This is a genomic window from Microbispora cellulosiformans (assembly GCF_008728085.1).
Lineage (GTDB): Bacteria > Actinomycetota > Actinomycetes > Streptosporangiales > Streptosporangiaceae > Microbispora > Microbispora amethystogenes.
This window is the reverse complement of sequence record NZ_VYTZ01000006.1, coordinates 603,369-623,038: the sequence shown is the minus strand read 5'-3', so window position 1 is coordinate 623,038 and position 19,670 is coordinate 603,369. Positions and strand designations below refer to the sequence as shown.

The 19,670-nt window shown below is 73.1% G+C and carries 21 protein-coding genes; 9 read left to right on the top strand and 12 right to left on the bottom strand.

Annotated features, from left to right (window positions below):
- Positions 1 to 28: 28 nt before the first annotated feature.
- Complete coding sequence (locus F5972_RS19755) at positions 29 to 802, top strand: enoyl-CoA hydratase-related protein (RefSeq protein WP_150935003.1); 774 nt, start codon at positions 29 to 31, stop codon at positions 800 to 802.
- Between the two features lie 130 nt (positions 803 to 932).
- Here the strand turns inward: F5972_RS19755 and F5972_RS19750 are convergent, their stop codons facing one another.
- From F5972_RS19750 to F5972_RS19715, 8 genes are all read right to left on the bottom strand, one after another.
- Positions 933 to 1,358, bottom strand: coding sequence for an ester cyclase (locus F5972_RS19750; protein ID WP_150935002.1), 426 nt, complete (start codon positions 1,356 to 1,358; stop codon positions 933 to 935).
- 76 nt (positions 1,359 to 1,434) lie between these two features.
- Entirely contained in the window at positions 1,435 to 2,238 is an 804-nt protein-coding gene (locus tag F5972_RS19745) for an SDR family NAD(P)-dependent oxidoreductase (protein WP_150935001.1), read from the bottom strand.
- Complete coding sequence (locus F5972_RS19740) at positions 2,235 to 4,172, bottom strand: dipeptide ABC transporter ATP-binding protein (protein WP_150935000.1); 1,938 nt, start codon at positions 4,170 to 4,172, stop codon at positions 2,235 to 2,237. The genes F5972_RS19745 and F5972_RS19740 overlap by 4 nt, the downstream gene beginning before the upstream one ends.
- Complete coding sequence (locus tag F5972_RS19735; protein WP_225311657.1) at positions 4,169 to 5,059, bottom strand: ABC transporter permease; 891 nt, start codon at positions 5,057 to 5,059, stop codon at positions 4,169 to 4,171. The genes F5972_RS19740 and F5972_RS19735 overlap by 4 nt, the downstream gene beginning before the upstream one ends.
- Positions 5,056 to 5,991 carry an ABC transporter permease gene (locus tag F5972_RS19730; protein WP_225311656.1) on the bottom strand — a complete coding sequence of 312 codons (936 nt, stop codon included), beginning with the start codon at positions 5,989 to 5,991 and terminating at the stop codon, positions 5,056 to 5,058. Before F5972_RS19730 ends, F5972_RS19735 begins: the two co-directional genes overlap by 4 nt.
- 4 nt (positions 5,992 to 5,995) lie before the next feature.
- On the bottom strand, positions 5,996 to 7,708 hold the full coding sequence (locus tag F5972_RS19725; protein ID WP_150934999.1) for an ABC transporter substrate-binding protein: 1,713 nt from the start codon (positions 7,706 to 7,708) through the stop codon (positions 5,996 to 5,998).
- Between the two features lie 216 nt (positions 7,709 to 7,924).
- Complete coding sequence (locus F5972_RS19720) at positions 7,925 to 8,827, bottom strand: LysR family transcriptional regulator (RefSeq protein WP_150934998.1); 903 nt, start codon at positions 8,825 to 8,827, stop codon at positions 7,925 to 7,927.
- A 24-nt stretch (positions 8,828 to 8,851) separates the two neighbouring features.
- A complete protein-coding gene (locus F5972_RS19715; RefSeq protein WP_150934997.1) occupies positions 8,852 to 9,583 on the bottom strand; it encodes an alpha/beta hydrolase in 732 nt (243 codons plus the stop codon).
- Positions 9,584 to 9,823: 240 nt separating this feature from the next.
- Between F5972_RS19715 and F5972_RS19710 the strand changes: the two genes are divergently transcribed.
- On the top strand, positions 9,824 to 10,495 hold the full coding sequence (locus F5972_RS19710; protein WP_150934996.1) for an HAD hydrolase-like protein: 672 nt from the start codon (positions 9,824 to 9,826) through the stop codon (positions 10,493 to 10,495).
- Positions 10,496 to 10,528: 33 nt separating this feature from the next.
- Complete coding sequence (cpt, locus tag F5972_RS19705; protein ID WP_225311655.1) at positions 10,529 to 11,071, top strand: chloramphenicol phosphotransferase CPT; 543 nt, start codon at positions 10,529 to 10,531, stop codon at positions 11,069 to 11,071.
- 39 nt (positions 11,072 to 11,110) lie between these two features.
- On the opposite strand, the gene F5972_RS19700 is transcribed toward cpt, so the two are convergent.
- Positions 11,111 to 11,584 carry a MarR family winged helix-turn-helix transcriptional regulator gene (locus F5972_RS19700; RefSeq protein WP_150934995.1) on the bottom strand — a complete coding sequence of 158 codons (474 nt, stop codon included), beginning with the start codon at positions 11,582 to 11,584 and terminating at the stop codon, positions 11,111 to 11,113.
- Positions 11,585 to 11,692: 108 nt separating this feature from the next.
- On the opposite strand from F5972_RS19700, the gene F5972_RS19695 reads away from it, so the two are divergent.
- Positions 11,693 to 12,775: an epoxide hydrolase family protein gene (locus F5972_RS19695; RefSeq protein ID WP_150934994.1), complete on the top strand. Its 1,083-nt coding sequence runs from the start codon at positions 11,693 to 11,695 to the stop codon at positions 12,773 to 12,775.
- A 5-nt stretch (positions 12,776 to 12,780) separates the two neighbouring features.
- Here the strand turns inward: F5972_RS19695 and glpK are convergent, their stop codons facing one another.
- Together glpK and F5972_RS19685 are read right to left on the bottom strand one after the other, a co-directional pair.
- Positions 12,781 to 14,298 (bottom strand): glycerol kinase GlpK, encoded by a 1,518-nt coding sequence (glpK, locus tag F5972_RS19690; RefSeq protein WP_150934993.1) that lies wholly within the window; start codon positions 14,296 to 14,298, stop codon positions 12,781 to 12,783.
- Positions 14,299 to 14,312: 14 nt separating this feature from the next.
- Positions 14,313 to 14,513 carry a hypothetical protein gene (locus F5972_RS19685; protein ID WP_150934992.1) on the bottom strand — a complete coding sequence of 67 codons (201 nt, stop codon included), beginning with the start codon at positions 14,511 to 14,513 and terminating at the stop codon, positions 14,313 to 14,315.
- A 249-nt stretch (positions 14,514 to 14,762) separates the two neighbouring features.
- On the opposite strand from F5972_RS19685, the gene F5972_RS19680 reads away from it, so the two are divergent.
- The 4 genes from F5972_RS19680 to F5972_RS19665 all read left to right on the top strand — a co-directional run bounded on the left by F5972_RS19680 (position 14,763) and on the right by F5972_RS19665 (position 18,714).
- Complete coding sequence (locus F5972_RS19680) at positions 14,763 to 15,986, top strand: PP2C family protein-serine/threonine phosphatase (RefSeq protein ID WP_191910225.1); 1,224 nt, start codon at positions 14,763 to 14,765, stop codon at positions 15,984 to 15,986.
- A 108-nt stretch (positions 15,987 to 16,094) separates the two neighbouring features.
- A complete protein-coding gene (locus tag F5972_RS19675; protein WP_150934991.1) occupies positions 16,095 to 16,982 on the top strand; it encodes a sulfotransferase family protein in 888 nt (295 codons plus the stop codon).
- A complete protein-coding gene (locus F5972_RS19670) occupies positions 16,979 to 18,148 on the top strand; it encodes a glycosyltransferase family 4 protein (protein ID WP_150934990.1) in 1,170 nt (389 codons plus the stop codon). The genes F5972_RS19675 and F5972_RS19670 overlap by 4 nt, the downstream gene beginning before the upstream one ends.
- 95 nt (positions 18,149 to 18,243) lie before the next feature.
- A complete protein-coding gene (locus tag F5972_RS19665) occupies positions 18,244 to 18,714 on the top strand; it encodes a DUF4291 family protein (protein WP_150934989.1) in 471 nt (156 codons plus the stop codon).
- Here the strand turns inward: F5972_RS19665 and F5972_RS19660 are convergent.
- Complete coding sequence (locus F5972_RS19660) at positions 18,706 to 19,242, bottom strand: NUDIX hydrolase family protein (RefSeq protein WP_263641841.1); 537 nt, start codon at positions 19,240 to 19,242, stop codon at positions 18,706 to 18,708. The genes F5972_RS19665 and F5972_RS19660 overlap by 9 nt on opposite strands.
- 106 nt (positions 19,243 to 19,348) lie before the next feature.
- On the opposite strand from F5972_RS19660, the gene F5972_RS37350 reads away from it, so the two are divergent.
- On the top strand, positions 19,349 to 19,492 hold the full coding sequence (locus F5972_RS37350; RefSeq protein WP_191910217.1) for a hypothetical protein: 144 nt from the start codon (positions 19,349 to 19,351) through the stop codon (positions 19,490 to 19,492).
- Positions 19,493 to 19,670 lie beyond the last annotated feature (178 nt).

Genomic DNA, 19,670 nt, shown 5'->3' with positions numbered 1-19,670 from the left:
CGCGTACGGAGCGAACGGAGCCCCGGCCATGACCATCCACGTGGAGCGGAACGACCACCTGGCGACGATCACGATCGACCGGGAGCCCAAGCTCAACGCGCTCGACTATCCGGCCGTCGACGCGCTGCTCGCCGCGCTCGACCGCCTCGACGCCGACGACGCGGTCCGCGCGGTCGTGCTGACCGGCGCCGGCCGCAGGGCGTTCAGCGCGGGCGCGGACATCCCCTCCCTCGCGGCCAGCGTCGCGGGCGGGACCGAGCGCGCCCTGCGTGAGATCGTCCGCCGTGGTCACGCGCTGACCCGGCGGATCGAGGAGTTCCCCAAACCCGTGATCGTCGCGGTCAACGGGCTCGCCTACGGCGCGGGTTGCGAGATCGTCGAGGCCGCCCCGCTCGCGCTCGCCGCCGATCACGCGACGTTCGCCAAGCCGGAGATCACCCTCGGTTTCCCCCCGCCGTTCGGCGGCTCCCAGCGGCTGCCGCGCCACGTGGGCCGCAAGCGCGGCCTGGAGATGATCCTGACCGGCGACCCGATCCCCGCCGCCAGGGCCGCCGAGATCGGCCTGGTCAACGCCGTCGTGCCCGCCGCCGACCTGCTCGGCGCCGCGCGGGACCTGGCCGGCCGGATCACCCGGCACGCGCCGACGGCCGTCGCGGCCTGCCTCCGGTCGGTCACCCGGGGGATCAACCTGCCCATCGACGAGGGACTGGCGGTCGAGGCGGCCTGCTTCGCCGCCACCGTGCCCACCGACGGCGTGCGGGACGGCCTGCGCCGGTTCCTCGACCGCTCCGGCCGCGCCTGACGGCCGGCTCGCCAGCCGCCCAAGCCGGCGGAGGGACGCGGCCGGCGTTCTACCCCCACAGCGCCACCTCTCCGCACCCCCTCGCCGCCCGCCTTTCCCGCGCCTCTCCCCGGACTCCTGCCCGAGTGCCTCAGGCGCTTAGCTGCTGCAGGATGCCCAGGCGGTCGGGGAGCACCTCGTACTCAACGATCCTGCCGTCGCGGAACCGGATCGTGCTGATGCTCTGGCCGCTGAAGCGGCGCCCGCTCGGCGGCGCGCCGAACACCTCGCCGCGCTGCACGCCCTCGATGGTCCAGTAGACGACGACGCGGTCACCTTCGGCGACGGTGTCCGTCACGGTCGCGGTCACCCCCTCGACCGCCGACCGCAGCCAGGTGATGTGCTGGACGAACCCGGCCCGCCCGAGGTTGCCCCCGGCGGGCACCGCGCCGTCCGTCGCCTCGTCGGCGACGATCTCGTCGAGGACGTCGAGCCGTCCCTGCGAGACGACCTCCTCGTAGAAGCGCCTGGCCACCGTACGGTTGATCTCGGTGGCGGTGGTCTCGGTAGTGCTCACCGGCGGTCTCCTTCTCTTGGCGATGCTTCTTGTCGGTGCGTACAGGTCACGGGCGTGCGGGTCACGGGCGTGCGGGTCACGGGCGTACGGGCGGCAGCGGGAGGACGCCGAGGCTCGCGTCGAGACCGCCGTCGACGACCAGGGCGGTCCCGGTGACGTACGACGCGGCGGGCGAGGTCAGGAACCAGACAGCCTCGGCCTGCTCGCGGGGCTCGGCGAACCGCTGGAGCGGAATGCGGCGCTCGATCTCGGCGGCGAGCACGGGGTCGCGGCGGACACCCGCGTTGATCCGCGTCCAGGTCAGCCCGGGGGCGAGGGCGTTGACCCGGATGCCGTCGGGCGCGTGGTCGATGGCCGCGGCGCGGACGAGGTTGATCAGCGCGCCCTTCGACGCGTTGTACGCCCAGTTGCCGGGGTCGGCGCGCAGCCCGGCCACGGACGCGGTCACCACGACCGCCCCGCCCCCGGCGGCGCGCAGCGCGGGCACGGCGGTCCTGATGCCCAGGATCGGCCCGCGGAGGTTGACGGCGAAGATCCGTTCGGCGGCCTCCACCGCTCCCGGGGACTCCCACGGCCGGGTGCCGCCGATGCCGGCGTTGAGCACGACCGCGTCGAGCCGGCCGAACTCGCGGACCGCCAGCTCCACCGCGGCGCGGTTGGACTCCTCCCGCGACACGTCACCGGCGAGCGTCAGCACGCCGTCGAGCGCGGCGAGCTCCTTGAGCGCGTATTCGTCGTGGTCCACGGCGAGCACGGCGACGCCGCGCTCCGCGTACAGCTCGGCGGTCGCCCGGCCGATGCCCGACCCCGCGCCCGTCACGAGGACGGCGCGCGGGCCGGATCCGGGCGAGGAGGCGGCTGACGAGCTGGGTGAGGTCATGGATGGCCCTCCAGGGTGACGGTGACGGATGGGCGTTCTCCCGCCGTGCGTCCCCGGTCGATCCGCGGGACGGCGGCGAGCAGTTCTGCGGTGTAGGCGGCGCGCGGGGCGCGGAAGACGTCGGCGACGGCGCCGGTCTCGACCAGCCTGCCGTCCTTCATCACCGCCACGCGGTCGCAGACCTGGCGGACGACGCCCAGGTCGTGCGAGATGAACAGCAGCGCCACCCCGGCCTCGCGCCGCAGCCGGGCGAGCAGGGCCAGGATCTGCGCCTGCACGGTGACGTCGAGGGCGGACACCGGCTCGTCGCAGACGATCACCTCGGGGCCCGGGGCGAGCGCGCGGGCGATCGCGACCCGCTGGCGCTGGCCGCCGCTCAGCCGGGCGGGCAGGCGGTCGAGCAGGGCCGGGTCGAGCCCGACCTGGCCGAGCAGCGCGGCGGCCCGCTCGCGCCTGCGGCGGCGCGGCATCCTTCCGGGCACCGCCTCGCCGACGACCCGCTCGACCGTGAAGCGCGGGTCGAACGAGCTCAGCGGGTCCTGGTCGACGAGCTGGATCCGGGAGCGCCGCGAGCGCCGGTCACGCTCGCGCAGCCCGCTCCACGGCTCGCCGTCGAGCAGCACGGTCCCCGCGTCGGGGACGATCTCGGCCAGCACGATCCGCGCCGTCGTGCTCTTGCCCGACCCCGACTCGCCGACCAGGCCGAGCGCCTCCCCCGCGCGCAGGTCGAACGACACGTCGCCGACCGCCGTACGCCGTGATCCGTCCGGGGAGCGGTAGCGCTTGGTGATCCCCCGCACCGAGACGACGGCGTGGTCCTTCACCCGGACCGGCGCCACCGGCGTTTCGAAGGCGGCGGCGGACCGCTCCCGCCCGGGGTGGAAGCAACGGACCATGCGGTCCTCCCCGTCCGGCCCGCCCTCCCCGTACGACACCGGGGGCGGCGGCTCGGAGCGGCAGCGGTCGTCGGCGAGCGCGCAGCGCGGGGCGTACGGGCAGCCGGTGGCCGCGGCGGGCCCGGTCCGGACGACCGGCAGCCCACGCGCCATGCCGCCCGAGCCGCCTCGGGCATCCGAGGCATCCGAGGCGTCCGGGCCGTGCGGCGCCTCCGGCGCGTCCGTGGCATCGGGGGCGTCCGGGGCGGGCACGGCGGCGAGCAGGTCGGCGGTGTAGGGGTGGGCGGGAGACGACAGCAGGGCCGCCGCCGGCCCCCGCTCCACGACCTCGCCCGCGAACATGACGGCGACCTGGTCGGCGAGGCGGGCGACGACCGCGAGGTCGTGGCTGATGAGCAGCAGCGCCGTGCCCCGCCGCCGCCGCTCCTCCAGCAGGCCGAGCACCTGCGCCTGCACGGTGACGTCGAGTGCCGTGGTGGGCTCGTCCGCGACCAGCAGGGCGGGCCCGGCGGCGATGGCCGAGGCGATCAGCGCCCGCTGCCGCAGCCCGCCGGACAGCTCGTGCGGATACTGCAGGAACCTCACGTGCGGGTCGGGCACCCCGGCCTCGGTGAGCAGCCGGATCACCTGGTCGTCGAGGTCGTCGCGGCGCGCCAGGCCGTGCACCTCCAGGGCCTCCGCCACCTCCAGGCCGACCCGGCGCAGCGGGTCGAGCGAGGTCAGCGCGTCCTGCAGGACGTAGCCGATGCGGCGGCCGCGCAGCCGCCGCCACTGGCCGCCGCCCAGCGTGCGCAGGTCGCGCCCCTCGAAGGCCAGCGTCCGCGCGCTCACCCGGGCGCCCGCGCCGGCGAGGCCGAGCAGTGCCCGGGCCGTGACGCTCTTGCCCGATCCCGACTCGCCCACCACCGCGAGACACTCCCCCGCACGCAGGGACAGGTCGACGTCCCGTACGGCCCGTACGACGCCGTGCCGGGTGGGGAAGGCGACCGAGAGCCCTGCCACCTCCAGCAGGGGCGCGGAGGGGTGGTCGCCGCTCATCGGGCCTCCCGTCCTTCGTAGCGGGCCTGCAGGGCGCGCCCGGCGACGGTGGCGGCCATCACGGTCAGCGTGATGGCCGCTCCCGGGAACAGGGCGAGGGTCCAGCTCACGTCGAGGTAGTCGCGGGACTGCGCGAGCATCGCGCCCCACTCGGGTGCCGGGGGCTGCGGGCCGAGCCCGAGGAAGCTCAGCGACGCCCCGGCGATGAGCGCGGTGCCGACGTTGACCGTGGCCAGGACCAGCAGGGGCGCGACGACGTTCGGCGCGATGTGCCGCAGCAGGATCCGCGCCGGGGCCAGCCCGAGGCCGACCGCCGCCCGCACGTACGGCGAGCCGCGCACGACGAGCGCCTGCGCGCGTACGACCCGGGCGAACCCCGGCGCGAGGGCGACGGTGATGGCCAGGGCGGCGTTGCGGGTGCCGGGCCCGAGGACGGCCACGACGAGCAGCGCCATCAGGACGGCCGGGAACGACAGCAGCACGTCGGCCAGCCGCATGGCCGCCTCGCCTGCGACGCGGCCGCCCAGCGCGGCGAGCAGCCCCCAGGCGGCGCCCGCGACTCCGGCGAGCAGGGTGGAGCCCACGCCGACGAGGAGCGACGGCCGCGCGCCGAAGACCAGCCGGGCGAGCACGTCGCGGCCGAGCTGGTCGGTGCCGAGCGGGTGCCCCGCCGTCGGCCCGCGCAGCGCGAGCGCCGGGTTCACCTGGTCGGGCGCGTGGGCGAGGAGGCCGGGGAAGGCCGCGGCGAGGCAGACGAGCGCGAAGAACGCGACGGCCAGCGCGACGCCCGGCCGGGGCAGCCCCGCCCTCGGCAGCCTCGCTCTGGGCAGGCCGGCCCGCGCCGGCTCGTACGGCCCGCCGGTCACGGCATCCGGGACCGCGCTCACGCCGCCGCCCCGATCCGCGGGTCGGCGAGCCCGTAGAGCAGGTCGACGGCGATGTTGATCAGAGAGAAGACGAGCGCGGAGAGCACCACCACCCCCGTCACGACCGGGAAGTCCCGGCCGCGCACCGCCGCCACCACGACGTGGCCGAGGCCCTGACGGGCGAAGACCGTCTCCACGACCACGGTCCCGGCGAGCAGTTCCCCGAGCACCCAGCCGGAGAGCGTCAGCACCGGCAGGGCGGCGTGGCGCAGCGCGTGGCGCACGCGGATGCGGTGCTCGGTCGCGCCGCGCGCCCGCGCGGTCAGCGCGAACGGCTGGTCGAGGGCGCGTTCCAGCCCATCCCTGGTGACCTGGGCCAGCATCCCGGCGATGGGCAGCGCGAGCGCGGCGCACGGCAGCACCAGCGCGGCCGGGCCGCCGTCGCCGATCACGGGGAACCAGCCCAGATGGAAGGAGAAGGCGGCCAGCAGCAGGATGCCGATCCAGAAGTTCGGCGTCGAGATCGAGCAGAACTCCACGGCCCGCGACAGCGCCCGCAGGCGCGGCCGGCCGGCGGTGAGCGTGGCGAGTGTCACCGCGAGGCCGAAGCCGAGGACGGCCGCCCCCGCCGCGAGTGCCAGGGTGGCGCCGATCTGCTCGCCGATCACCCGGCTCACCGGCCGGCCGAGCTGGTAGGAGCCGCCGAGGTCGGCACGCAGGAGCCGGCCGAGGAACCGGGCGTACTGCACGACGATCGGCTCGCCCAGGCCGTACTCGTCGCGGATGGCGTCGAGCACCTGAGGTGTGGCGTTGGCCTGGACCCCGCCCGCGATGACGCGGGCGGGGTCGCCGGGCACCAGCCGCATCCCGGCGAAGGCGAACGTGGCGGCGCCCCACAGCACGAACAGGGTCAGCGCCAGCCTGCGGGTCAGCCGGCGGGCGAGCGGCGGCACGGGATCAGGCCCCCAGCCACACGCCGTGGAAGACCGGATAGGTCTGGGCGTCGAAGGTGACGCCGCGCGCCTTGGCGGAGAAGGCGGTGAGCTGCACCGGCGTGTAGAGCGGCAGCACGTACGCCTGCCGGAGCACCTCGTGCTGGACGGCGGCGTAGTCCTTGGTGGCGGTGGCCGGATCGGACGTCTCCGCCGCCTCCTCCACCCACGTGTCGATCCGCGGCGAGTCCACCAGCGCGACGTTGCCGCCGGCCTTGGCGTACGTGTTGCCCGAGGCGAACGCGAAGCGCAGCACGTCGGGCGTGGGCCGGGCGAAGCTGACGTCGACGAGGTCGTATTCGCCGCCGATGAGGTATTTGCTCACGAACGCGCCGGTGTCCACGGCCGGTCGCTCGATCTTGATGCCGGCGAGTTTGGCCTGGGCCTGGATGCCCTCGGCGAGCACGTCGCGCTGCTCCTTGTTGCCCTCCGCCCAGTAGGGCCAGGTGAGGGCGAGGGTCCTGCCGTCCTTGACGCGGTAGCCGTCGGAGCCCTTCTTCCAGCCCGCCTCGTCGAGCAGCCGTTCCGCCGCGGCGAGGTCGTAGGAGGCCAGTTCGCTCTCGGCCGTCGCGTCGTAGGCCGCCGTCGTGCGGCTCAGCGGGTTGCGCGCGACGGGGAACTGGCCGAAGTAGATGTTCTTCACCAGTTCATCGACGTTCACCGCGGCCGACAGGGCGCGCCGCACGCGCACGTCCTTCAGCGGCCCGCGGGTCTGGTTCAGATAGAGGTTGTAGTTCAGGCCCGGCGTCTCCTGCGCGGTGAAGTCGAATCCGCCGAGCGACCGCAGTTTTCCGGCGTCGACCGGCGGGACCCCCGCGATCGCCTGGACCTGCCCGCTGGTGAGCGCGCCGTACCGGGTGGCGTCCTCGGGGACGGACTCGAACACGAGGCCGTCGAGGTAGGCCGCCCCCTGGTGGGACGCGCCGGCGGGCGGCGAGGCGTACGCGGCGTTCCTGCGCAGCGTGACCCGCTTGTCCTTATCCCAGGAGACGTACGAGAAGGGGCCGGTGCCGACCGGGCGGTAGTCCGCCACCGGCCTGGCCAGCGCCGCCGGGCTCTGGATGCCGAGGTACGGCACCGACAGGGCCTGCAGGAACGGGGTGAACGGCCGCTTCAGCGTCACCTCGACGACGTGGTCGTCCACCACCCGCGACTTCTCGTACGGCGCGATCAGCGAGGCGGCGTAGGCCGACTTGGTCGCCGGGTCCACCACGTGGTCGAGCGTCGCCTTCACCGCCTCGGCGGTGAACGGCGTGCCGTCGTGGAAGGTGACGCCGTCCCTGAGGGTGAACGTGTAGGTCCGTCCGTCGCCGGACACGGCCCACTTCGTGGCGAGCCAGGGCCCGAAGGCGGCGGGACCGGTCTGCACGACCAGGGAGTCGAAGACGTTGCGGTCGATCAGGCCGGTCACCGCGGTGGCCGCCACCGCCGGGTCGAGCGACACCTGCGTACCGGCGAGCGCGTAGGTGAGGGTGCCGCCGGCCACCGGGCCGGCCGCACCGGTCCGCCCGGCGGACTGCTCGTCCCGTCCTCCGGTCGTGACGACCAGGACCAGGACGACGGCCGCGGCCGCGACCAGGGCGGCCGCCACGACCGCCGGACGCCTGGACCGCAGACTGCCCCGCCGCCCGGCCGGTTGGTCGTCCACTTGGGTGGCGGTGTCGTCGCTCACTGACATCGGTGACGCCTTTTCTGTCGCGATGGAAAAAGACGAGAGCGGGGCACGCGGGCACGCCGAAATAGCCGGAGCCCGGCGGAGCCGGCGGATCGATTGGCGAATTTCCGTCCCGCGGACCAGGAGAATTCAGGACATCGACGGAATCACACCATGACAAAACGCGACGGTCAACTTATTGCGCCATTGTCGCGGACCCATTCGCGATACCGATCGGAATCAATTCGAATTCCCTATCGCAACCTGCGCGGCGAGCGCGCCGGGGAATTCCGTTACCGAGGAGAAGAATTCACGCAGGGCCGCGCAGGCGCTCGACTCGATCGCCGGATCGAGCCCCCGCCTGCTCAGCAGGCGCAGCCCGACCGGGTCCTGCGCGGGCAGCGGAGTGATCTCCTCCAGGCCCTTCGGCACGCCGAACGCGGTGGGCAGCAGGGCGATGCCGAGCCGGGCGCGGGCCGCGGCCAGCACGCCCTCCAGGTTGACCGCCTCGGTGGTGATCCGCACCGGCCAGCCGAGCCCCTCCAGCACGCTCACGGCCTGCCGCCGCAGGGCGCACGGCTCCTGGAAGGCCACCAGCGGCACCGGCCGGTCCGGCGGCGGGAGATACCAGCCCGGTGCGGCGAGCCAGCGCAGCGGCAGCGTGGCGACCTGCCTGCCGCCGACGTCGGGCACGACGCCGAGGATGAGCGCCATGTCCAGCGTCCCCTTCTGGGTCGCCTCGGCCAGAGGGGTGCTGCGGTCGAGCCGGAAGACGACGTCCCGCGTGGGAAGCGCCGCCATCAGGGCGCCGAGGAGATCGGGCAGCGTCTGGTAGCCCGCGTGCTCGACGGCGCCGACGGTCAGCTCCGCCGACCGCTCGGCTCCCAGCCGGCAGAGGGCCTCGTCGTGGACGGCGAGCAGCCGCCGCGCCTCCACGAGCAGCGTCTCGCCCGCCATGGTGAAGCGGGTGGACCTGCCGGTCTTCTCCACCAGCGGTTGCCCGACGACGCGTTCCAGCGATCGGACGTGCTGGCTCACGGTCGGCTGACTGGTCCGCAGCGCGGACGCGGCCCGGCCGAAGCCACCGCAGTCGGCGATGGCCACGAACGTTCGCAGTTGCACGAGATCGAGCAGTGCTCCCATACCCGCGATAATAACCCCTATTACCTACATGAATAAGGGTTCATCGGGGGTAGGGTTACGCCACCATCGGACGGCGGCCGCGGCGACCTCGGGCGGGACCCGGTGCCCGCCGCGGAACTCCTCGTACGTCACGTCGTATCCGCCGTCCCGAAGCTCGGGGACGAGCCGCCTGCTGCAGCGGTCGATCGGCAGCACCCGATCCGAGGTGCCGTGCGAGACGAAGACGCGGGGCCGCCCGTGCCGGATCATCGGCGCCATGAAGCCGGGAGAGAACGCCAGCACGGCGTGGAACAGATCGCCGTTGGCCAGCCCCAGCGACAGCGCGTAGGAGGCGCCGTCGGAGAACCCGGCGACGGCCACGCCGCCAAGCTCGACGGCCACGCGGGCGAACGCCTCCTCCAGAGTCGCGTCGATCCTCGACACGTCCGCGCCGTACCCGCCGACGATCACGTCCCAGGTGGCCGAGACGGCCTGCGGCGCGAGCAGAGGCACCCCGAAACGGGCGGCCTCGGGGGCCAGCCACTCCAGCGCCTGCTCCGCCGTGCCGCCCGCGCCATGCAGCACCACGGCGAGCGGGGCCGGCCCGGCTCCGAGGCCGGGCGGCACGTGCAGCAGGGCGCGGCCGTCGAGGCGGTGGGTCCCGGGCTCGGGAGGCGACGCCGCCCGCGGCACGGCCACGGGACGGGCGGACAGCCGGCCGTGCCGCACGCCCTCCTCGGGCTCCGCGTGGGGACGGCTCCGCTCCGGCGTGGTCATCGGCCTCACCTCCCGCTCACCGGTGTACCCCCGGTCGCGGTGATCACCTCCACGATCGCCGTGCCACGGGGCCAGGTCGCGCGCGGCGGCCGGCACCCGCGCGAAGCGGACGGACGACCGGCTGGAATAGTACCCACCTGCACGCCCTCACCCGCACCACCACCTGCACGACCACCGCTCCGCCACCTGCACGACCACCGCTCCGCCACCTGCACGACCACCGCGAACGGACGGCCTCACGTGACCGATGCCCGCTTCTGCCTCTTCGATCTCGACGGGACGCTGACCGACCCCGAGACCGGCATCGTCGCCTCGCTGCGGCACGCCCTGTCGGCCGTCGGGTTCCCCGAGGTGGACCACGGACGGCTCCGCGACCTGATCGGTCCTCCCCTCCAGGACGGCCTCTCGATGCTCGGCGTGCCGGAGGAGCGTCTCGACGACGCGGTCCAGGCATACCGGGAGCGCTTCGCCGAGACCGGGATGTACGAGAACGAGGTCATCGCGGGCGTCCCCGCCGTACTGGAGGCCCTCGTCGCCGAGGGCTGGACCCTGGCGGTGGCGACGTCGAAACCGGCCGTCTTCGCGGCGAAGATCATCGCCCACTTCGGCCTGGACGGCTTCTTCGCGTACGTCGCCGGGGCGACGCTCGACGGGTCGCGGCGGCACAAGGCGGACGTCGTCCGCCACGCGCTCGACATCCTCGGCGCCCCTCCGGACGCGGCCGTCATGGTCGGCGACCGCGTGGAGGACGTCGCCGGAGCCGCCGCGTGCGGCGTACGGACCGTCGCCGTGACATGGGGGTTCGGCGACCCGGCGGAGTTCACCGGCCCGGAGGTCATCGCCGTCGTGGAGACGCCCGGGCAGCTTCTCGAAGCGCTGACGCGTACGGCGCCCACCCCTCCGGCGGGCTGAACGCCACCGCCGCGTGCCTCTATCGTGTACGGCGTGACCACACAGGTGATCGTTCTCAACGGCGGATCCAGCGCGGGCAAGTCCGAGATCGCCCGGCACCTGCAGGACGTCCTGCCGCGGCCGTGGCTCACCTTCGGGGTCGACTCGTTGATCGAGGCGATGCCCCGAGCCATGCGGTCGTCGGACTCGGGAGTCGAGTTCGCCCCCGACGGCGGGGTGAGCGTCGGGCCCGACTTCATGGCGCTGCAGACGGCGTGGATGAAGGGGATCGCCACGATGGCCCATGCCGGGGCGGGGGTGATCGTCGACGACGTCTTCCTCGGCGGAGCGGCGACGCAGCAGCGGTGGCGGAGTGTCCTCGACGGCCTGGACGTCCTGTGGGTCGGCGTCCGGTGCGACGCCGCGACCGCCGCCGAGCGCGAGAGGGCCCGGGGAGACCGGGTCCCGGGAATGGCCCTCACGCAGGCGGCGATCGTCCACGAAGGCGTGGTCTACGACCTGGAAGTGGACACCACCCACACCGAGTCCCTGGTCTGCGCGAAGACCATCGCCGCCCGCGTGAGGCAGGCCGGCTGACCCGTCCGGGCGCCGCCGTCCCCTGGGAGGGGCCCTGAGTCAGTGCGGCGGCTCCTCCGGGGCGCCGGTTCGCCGGTTGTGGTGATCCAGCACCGTCGACAGCAGCTCGGTCAGCCGCTGCCGCTCCTCGGGTGACAGCGGAGCCAGCAGCTCGTCCTGGCATTCGGCCAGCCGCTTCTCCAGCCGCCGCAACTGCCGCCTGCCCTCCGGGGTCAGCGTGATGATGTTGCGCCGCCGGTCGGAGGGATCCGGGGCGCGCTCGACCAGGTCGCGATCGGCGAGCTCGTTGAGCGTCGCGACCATGTCGCTGAGGTGGATGCCGCTCCGGCGGCCCAGCGCGGCCTGACTTGCCGGGCCGAGCTCCTCCAGCGTCGCCAGCACGCGGTAGTGGTAGCCGCGGGCGCCGACGGACGAGAACCCCTCGCCCACCAGGCGCTGCGCGTGACCGGCGGCCTGGCCGAGCAGCCAGCTGGGCAGGCCCTCCCATCGGGCGGGCTTCTCCTCCGTCTCCATGCGACGAGTCTAACCGTTTGGCACACTAACGATTACCTGTTATCGTTCGTACGACAAACGTTAGTTCCCCTAACGTTAAGCAGCCTAACGATCCCTGGAGCCGAGACCATGATCGAGCCGTTCCGCATCGACATTCCCCAGGCAGACCTCGACGACCTGGCCGACCGGCTCGCCCGCACCCGGTGGCCCGACGAGATCGCCGGCGCCGGGTGGGACTACGGCTTCCCGCTGGCGCGGCTCAAGGAGCTCGCCGAACACTGGCGGACCGGGTACGACTGGCGCGAGCACGAGGCGGAGCTCAACAAGCTCCCTCACTTCACCACCGAGATCGAGGGCCAGAACATCCACTTCGTCCACGTCCGCTCCGCGAAGCCGGACGCGCCGGCGTTGATCCTCACCCACGGCTGGCCCGGCTCGTTCCTGGAGTTCCTCGACGTCATCGAGCCGCTCTCGCGCGATTTCCATCTGGTGATCCCGTCCATCCCCGGATACGGCTTCTCCGGGCCGACCCACGAGCGCGGCTGGGACGTCGTCCGAGTCGCCCGGGCCTGGGCCGAGCTGATGCGCCGTCTCGGGTACGAGCGCTACGGCGCGCAGGGCGGCGACTTCGGCGCCGGCATCTCCCTGGCGCTCGGCGCGGTGGCGCCCGAGCGGGTCGCCGGGGTGCACGTCAACTACCTGCCGACCCGGCCGGTGCCGGACGCCGGGCTGGAGCTGTCCGAAGCGGACGAGGCCCGGCTCGACAAGATCAGGCGGCTGATGGCGAACCGTCCGCCGTACCAGGCCCTGCAGGCCCTCACCCCCCAGACCATCGGCTACGCGCTGACCGACTCGCCGGTCGGCCAGCTGGTCTGGATCGCCGAGCGCTTCGCGCAGTGGACCGACCCCCGCTCGCCCGTCGGCGACGACCGGATGCTCACCGACGTCTCGCTGTACTGGCTGACCGCCACCGCGGCCTCCTCGGCGCGGCTGCACCACGAGACCGCGCGGGGGATGGGGCCGTGCCCGGTGCCGGTCGGCGTGGCGGTGTTCGCGCACGACATCACGCAGCCCGTACGGCCGCTGGCCGAGCGGCTGTACGACATCAGGCACTGGTCGGAGTTCGAGCGCGGCGGCCACTTCGCCGCGCTGGAGGTGCCGGAGCTCCTCGCCGGGGACATCCGGGAGTTCTTCCTCACCCACATCCGGTAGGGCGATCAGTCGACGTCGACCCAGTCGAGCGTCCGCTGGACGGCCTTGCGCCATCCGGCGTAGCCGCGCTCGCGCCGCTCGTCGCTCCAGGTCGGCTCCCAGCGGCGGTCCTCGTGCCAGTTGCGCCGGAGGTCGCCGGTGGACTTCCAGAAGCCGACGGCGAGCCCGGCGGCGTACGCCGCGCCGAGGGCGGTGGTCTCGGCGACGACCGGCCGGGAGACCGGTACGCCCAGGATGTCGGCCTGGAGCTGCATGCACAGCTCGTTGGCCGTCACCCCGCCGTCCACCCGCAGCACGTCGAGGACGACGCCGGAGTCCTGCTCCATCGCGGTGACGACGTCCCTGGTCTGGTAGCAGATCGCTTCAAGGGTGGCGCGGGCCAGGTGGGCGTTGGTGTTGTAGCGGGACAGGCCGACGATCGCGCCCCGGGCGTCGGAGCGCCAGTACGGCGCGAACAGGCCGGAGAACGCGGGCACGAAGTAGACGCCGCCGTTGTCCTCGACCTGCCGGGCGAGGGCCTCGCTCTGCGCCGCGCCGGAGATGATGCCGAGCTGGTCGCGCAGCCACTGCACGGCGGAGCCGGTGACCGCGATCGACCCCTCCAGGGCGTACACCGGCTTGGCCGAGCCGAACTGGTAGCAGACCGTGGTGAGCAGGCCGTGCCCGGAGCGGACGAGCTCCGTGCCCGTGTTGAGCAGCAGGAAGTTGCCGGTGCCGTAGGTGTTCTTGGCCATGCCGGGCTCGAAGCACACCTGGCCGACGGTGGCGGCCTGCTGGTCGCCGAGGTCGCCGGCGAGCGGCACCTCGCCGCCGAGCGGGCCGCCCGCGCGGGTCACGCCGTACAGGCCGGGGTTGGAGGACGGCCGGATCTCGGGGAGCATCCGCCGGGGCACGCCGAAGAACGACAGCAGCTCGTCGTCCCAGTCGAGCGTCTCCAGGTCCATCAGCATCGTGCGGCTCGCGTTGGTGGGATCGGTCACGTGGACGCCGCCGTCCACGCCGCCGGTCAGGTTCCACAGCAGCCAGGTGTCGGTGGTGCCGAAGACCGCGTCGCCGCGCTCGGCGGCCTCGCGGACGCCCGGGACGTTCTCCAGGATCCACTGGATCTTGCCGCCGGAGAAGTAGGTGGCGGGCGGCAGCCCGGCCTTTCGCCGGATCACCTCGCCCTTGCCCTCCCGTTCCAGCGCCGCGGCGATGCGGTCGGTGCGGGTGTCCTGCCAGACGATGGCGTTGTAGTGGGGGCGGCCGGTGCGCCGGTCCCAGACGACGGTCGTCTCGCGCTGGTTGGTGACACCGAGCGCCGCGAGGTCGGACGCCCGCAGGCCCGCCGTCCGCATGGCCGTCTCGGCGACCGCGCGGGTGCGCTCCCAGATCTCGGTCGGGTTGTGCTCGACCCAGCCCGCCTGCGGCAGGATCTGCTGGTGCTCCAGCTGGTGGCGGGCCACCTCGGTGCCGGAACGATCGAAGATCATGAAGCGGGTGCTGGTCGTCCCCTGGTCGACCGCGCCGACGTAGTCAGCCATGTCAGCGCCGGGCCTCAGGCGGTCGGGCCGATTTCCGGCTCGGCCTCGGGCATCGCCGACTCGTCACCGGTCGGCGGCGGCGTCTCGGCGGCCGGCGTCTCGATGTCGGTCCTGTCGCCGATCAGCTTCTCCAGCCCTCCGTCGTCCGGCTCCGGCGTCAGCGGCTCCGGTGAGGTGCCTCTCGCGTCCCGCGCTCCGGATCTTTCGGCAACCACGTCCGCGTCTCCTCCCACGTGCCCTCTCCGCTGTCCGCGCCGATCGCGCATGACCGCTCACCTGCCCCCGTTGTACGGTCCTCATTCACCTTCTCACAGACCCGTACGGAGCGTGCGTGCGCGACGGTCGCGGGGGCCCGCCCGTGCCGGAGCGTCACCTTTTCGCAAAATTCCCAAATCGAACGGCTCGGGACCGGATGAGGGGCAGCATCGAAGGTAGGGAGTGAAGGACCCCTGGGGGTGAGCGGAATGGAGCAGGGCATCCCCCCTCCTACCCAGAAACACGATCTGCTGGGCGCGCTGGCGAACATGCTGGAAGAAAGCCACCTGACGGCCTTCGAAGGCATTCCGGCGCTCATCGACGCCCACAAACACCTGGCAGGCTTCGCCGGGATCTCCGTCTACCTGTGCGACCTGCAGCAGAACGTGCTGCGCAGGCTCCGGGGGCCGGGCGAGGAGGAGCCCCAGCCGGAGGAGCTGAAGATCGACACCACGCTCGCCGGCCGCGCCCTGCAGGAGGTGCGCACGCTGCGGAGCGAGAACCCGGTCCAGTGGTGGGTCCCGATGCTGGACGGCACCGAGCGCCTGGGCGTCCTGCACATGAAGCCCGACGCCGAGGACGACGATCTCGGCGCCCGGATGCGGCACATGGCCTCCCTCATCGCCCTGATCGTCGTGAGCAAGCGCTCGTTCAGCGACGATCACGCGCGGCTCGTGCGGAGCCGGCCGATGCACGTGGCGGCCGAGATGCAGTGGAACCTGATGCCGCCGCTCACCTTCGCCACGCCGGCGGTGACGATCGGCGCGGTCCTCGAACCGGCGTACGAGATCGGCGGGGACGCGTTCGACTACTCCACCTCCGGCAACGTGGCGCACGTCGCGGTCTTCGACGCGATGGGACACGACGTGTCGGCCGGGCTGACCGCCAACCTGGCCGTCGCGGCCTGCCGCAACAACCGGCGGCAGGGCCTCGGCCTGGCACGGACCAGCGAGGCGATCGAGCGGATCCTGATCGACGAGTTCGGCCGGGGCGACCGCTTCGTCACCGGGATCATCGGCAACCTCGACCTGGACACCGGCCTGTTCAGCTGGGTCAACCGCGGCCACCACGCGCCGGTGCTGATCCGCGGGGGCCGGTGGATCTCCACCCTGAAGTGCCCGCCCGCCCACCCGATGGGCCTCGATCTCGGCCTTCCCGTCACGCTCTGCCGGGAACAACTCGAGCCCGGCGACCGGCTGCTGCTCTACACCGACGGCATCACCGAGATGCGCAGCCCCGACAGCGGCGAGTTCGGCCTGGGCCGGTTCGTCGAGTTCATGATCAAACAGAACGCCGCTGGGCTGCCGGTGCCCGAGACCCTGCGGCGGCTGATCCGCACCGTCATGGACCACCACGACCACCGGCTGCAGGACGACGCCACCGTGCTGCTCGTCGAGTGGCACGGCGCGGCCCACGAGAGGCTCAATCCCTGAGCCACCGCTCCCCCATTGCGGCCGAAACATGACGGCGCGGGAGATCCGAGCTGGCCAGGGGGTGGACTCTCAGGGAATTCCCCGGATCCATGGGTAATCTCGCAGGCCATGACATGGCAGCGGAGGATCAACGGCGCACTCGTCAAGTTCACCGGAGTCCAGCTCACCCGTGCCCGGCCCACCGCGACGCCGTCTTCGGAGGGGCAGGCACCGGCCCCCGCGGCGGAGGAGCTGGTGCGCCCGCCGGCCGACCCGCAGGCGGACCGGCTGCTGGTGGCGCCGGTGTTCGTCATGTCTCCCGTACGGTCGGGCTCCACGCTGCTGCGGTCGATGCTGAACGCCCATCCCGAGCTGCACGCCCCGCACGAGCTGCACGTCAGGAGGCTGACGGTGGGGTTCGGCACGGCGCTCTCCCGCAAGGCCATGGAGGCCCTCGGCCACAACCAGGCCGACCTCGAGCACATGCTGTGGGACCGGGTGCTCCACCGCGAACTGGTCCGCAGCGGCAAGCGGACGATCGTGGACAAGACCCCGGCCAACGCCTTCGCCCACGCCCGGATCGCCGCCTGCTGGCCCGACGCCCGGTACATCTTCCTGCTGCGTCATCCCGCCTCCATCGCGGCCTCCTGGTACGAGGCCGACCCCGTCAAGCGCACCCGCGAGGAGGCCGCGTCCGACGCGCTGCGCTACATGAAGGCGGTGCAGCGGGCCAGGAAGGCGCTCTCCGGCCTGACCGTCCGGTACGAGGACCTCACCGCCGAGCCGGAGAAGACGACCCGCGCGATCTGCGACTTCCTCGGCGTCCCCTGGGAGCCCGGCATGCTCGCGTACGGCGAGCAGGAGGTCGTGCGGAAGGGCCTCGGCGACTGGAGCGACAAGATCCGGTCGGGCCGGGTCCAGCCCGGACGCGACCTGCCGGACCCGGACGAGATACCCGACCTGCTGAAACCCATCTGCCGGAGCTGGGGCTACCTGCCGAAGGAGGAGGGCCGGTGAAGATCCGCTACATGCTGCTGCACGCCTACGGCATGGGCGGCACGATCCGCACCGTGGTCAACCAGGCGAACGCGATGGCCGCGCTCGGCCACGAGGTGGAGATCGTGAGCGTGGTGCGGCGCCGGGACGAGCCGCAGTTCCGGCTCGACCCGTCCGTCACCCTCCGCACGCTGGTGGACCAGCGGGCGGGCGTGCGGACCGACTCCCTCGGCCGCCGCGTCTGGCGGCGACTGCGCGGCAAGATCGTGCCGTTCGGCGAGTACGCCGCCGCCTACTTCACCGAGCGCGTGGAGAAGGCCGCCATCGACTACGTCGCGTCGGTCGAGGACGGCGTCCTCGTCACCACCCGCCCGGCGCTGAACCTCATCTCCGCCCGCCGCGCCAACCCCGGCGTCGTACGGGTGGCGCAGGAGCACATGAACCTCGGCAGCTACCCCGAGACGCTGCGGGCGGAGATCGCGCGCTACTACGGCGCGTTCGACGCGATCGCGGTGCTGACGGACAGCGACCGGCGCGACTACGAGGCGGTGCTGCCCGGCACGAGGATCGTACGGATCCCCAACGCGGTCCACTCGGTGAACCAGACGCCGTCCCGGCAGGAGCACCCGGTGATCGTCGCCGCCGGCCGCCTGGTCAAGCAGAAGGGCTTCGACCTGCTGCTCCCGGCGTTCGCCCAGGTGGCCAGGGAGCATCCGGAGTGGCGGCTGCGGATCTTCGGCACGGGCCCGAAGAAGGCGCAGCTCCGCGCGCTGATCGGCGAGCACGGCCTGTCCGCCCACGTGACGCTGATGGGCCGCACCAACCGCCTCGACGACGAGCTCGCCAGGTCCTCCGTCTACGTGCTGAGCAGCCGGTTCGAGGGACTGCCGATGGTCATGATCGAGGCGATGACCCACGCCCTGCCGATCGTGGCCTTCGACTGCCCCACCGGCCCCCGCGACGTGCTGACCGACGGCGAGGACGGCCTCCTCGTGCCGGCCGAGGACGTGGCCGCCCTCGCCGCGGCCCTCGACCGGCTGGTCGCCGACCGCGACCTGCGCCTGCGCATGGGCTCCGCCGCCGCGGCCACCGCCCGGGCGTACGCCCCGGAGAACGTCATGCCCCTGTGGGACGACCTGTTCACCGAACTCCTCCACACCAGGACGGCCCCCCGCCTCGCCGGGTGACGACCGGAGGAATAGGTCCGGGATCGAGCGGGCGTACTCGGCCACTACTCGTCTGTCGGCGATAACCGGTTGCCCGCGCCGGCCGGGACTGATGGATGATGTATCGCAGCGGCTGGGCCGCGAAGCCGGGTCGGACCCGCGTGCTCGCCATACAGATCAGCCGGGACGGGTTCGAGTGGGCACTCGCCCATTCATCTCCCAGCCACCCCGGCCCCGGCGAGGACCAGAGGGCGTGGGCCACCCGCCTTCGTGAGAGTCCCGTCCGGATCCAGTGGGACCCCGAGCGCGACGCCCGGCTGAACCCGCTGCCGTACCGGTCGATCCAGATCGGCCTGTCCGGGGAGGCCGTGGACCGCTACGTCGACGAGTGGACCGCGTCCATCACCGACATCACCGCCGCCCTCGGCGCGCTCCGTGCCGGTAGGGCCGCGCCGCCCGCCGAGCGGCCCTACCCGCTGCCGTCCGGGCTCGCCGGCGTCATCGGGCCTCGCCGGACGCCGTCCGGGCCGGCCGTCGCTGATCACTCAGGTGGGCGGCCCGGCGTGGCGGCGCCGGTGTCAGGTTAGCCGGCCGACGTGGGCGAGGGCCTGCTTGAGCAGCACGCCCTGGCCGCCGGTCATCTCCTGCTGCACGACCGGGGAGGCCGCCTCCTCGGGCGTGAACCACTCCAGGTCGAGCGCGTCCTGCCGGGGACGGCAGTCGCCGCGCACCGGGACGATGTACGCCAGCGAGACCGCGTGCTGGCGCGGGTCGTGGAACGGCGTGACCCCGGGAGTGGGGAAGTACTCGGCCACCGTGAACGGCGCCGGGGAGACCGGCACGCTCGGCAGCGCCACCGGCCCGAGGTCCTTCTCCAGGTGACGCAGGAGCGCGTCGCGGATGCGCTCGTGGTAGTACACCCGGCCGGAGACCAGCGCCCGGCTCACGGTTCCGTCGGGGCCGATCCGCAGCAGCAGGCCGACACGGGTGACGATGCCCGTGTCGTCCACGCGCACGGGCACGGCGTCCACGTACAGGATCGGCATGCGGCCCCGTACGGACTCGATGTCCTCGGGGGCGAGCCAGCCTGGCGTCGTTTCGGTCATTTCGGTCACGGGACGATCGTACTTGCCCAGGCGAGGGATGGTTCCCCACATCGGCGACCTCATGGCCGCGGGACGCGAACCGATCTTGTCGGTGTGCTCTCCCACGGTGCCGATCATGACGAACCCCTGGGACGCGGTCCGTTCCGGAACAGAAGCCGGCGACGCCCCCGCCGTCGCGGCGGCCGTGCTGGACCTCGACGACGACACGCGCCGCGAGGTGGCGCGGGAGCTGCCCGGATACCTTCCCGCCGCCCGGTAGGCCGCAGCGAGTGAGGAGAGGAGACGAGAGCAGGCGCGCCAGGCTCGGTGGGAGGAGTTGTACGAGCGGGCGGCGCGGACGGGGCGATCGGTCCACGAGTTCGCCGAGGCCTGCACAGTGGACGGACCGAGCGTTCGGAACCGCTGGATCGAGCCCGCACGGGTCGCCGGCGCCGCGG

What these genes read in the sequence shown, in the direction of transcription:
- F5972_RS19715 (WP_150934997.1), bottom strand. Translation starts at nt 9,583, where the DNA reads ATGACCACGCCGGAGCGGAGCCGTCCCCACGCGGAGCCCGAGGAGGGC.
- F5972_RS19665 (WP_150934989.1), top strand. Translation starts at nt 18,244, where the DNA reads ATGATGTATCGCAGCGGCTGGGCCGCGAAGCCGGGTCGGACCCGCGTG.
- F5972_RS37350 (WP_191910217.1), top strand. Translation starts at nt 19,349, where the DNA reads ATGACGAACCCCTGGGACGCGGTCCGTTCCGGAACAGAAGCCGGCGAC.
- F5972_RS19680 (WP_191910225.1), top strand. Translation starts at nt 14,763, where the DNA reads ATGGAGCAGGGCATCCCCCCTCCTACCCAGAAACACGATCTGCTGGGC.
- F5972_RS19720 (WP_150934998.1), bottom strand. Translation starts at nt 8,827, where the DNA reads ATGGGAGCACTGCTCGATCTCGTGCAACTGCGAACGTTCGTGGCCATC.
- F5972_RS19755 (WP_150935003.1), top strand. Translation starts at nt 29, where the DNA reads ATGACCATCCACGTGGAGCGGAACGACCACCTGGCGACGATCACGATC.
- F5972_RS19695 (WP_150934994.1), top strand. Translation starts at nt 11,693, where the DNA reads ATGATCGAGCCGTTCCGCATCGACATTCCCCAGGCAGACCTCGACGAC.
- F5972_RS19740 (WP_150935000.1), bottom strand. Translation starts at nt 4,172, where the DNA reads ATGAGCGGCGACCACCCCTCCGCGCCCCTGCTGGAGGTGGCAGGGCTC.
- F5972_RS19700 (WP_150934995.1), bottom strand. Translation starts at nt 11,584, where the DNA reads ATGGAGACGGAGGAGAAGCCCGCCCGATGGGAGGGCCTGCCCAGCTGG.
- glpK (WP_150934993.1), bottom strand. Translation starts at nt 14,298, where the DNA reads ATGGCTGACTACGTCGGCGCGGTCGACCAGGGGACGACCAGCACCCGC.
- F5972_RS19725 (WP_150934999.1), bottom strand. Translation starts at nt 7,708, where the DNA reads ATGTCAGTGAGCGACGACACCGCCACCCAAGTGGACGACCAACCGGCC.
- F5972_RS19675 (WP_150934991.1), top strand. Translation starts at nt 16,095, where the DNA reads ATGACATGGCAGCGGAGGATCAACGGCGCACTCGTCAAGTTCACCGGA.
- F5972_RS19745 (WP_150935001.1), bottom strand. Translation starts at nt 2,238, where the DNA reads ATGACCTCACCCAGCTCGTCAGCCGCCTCCTCGCCCGGATCCGGCCCG.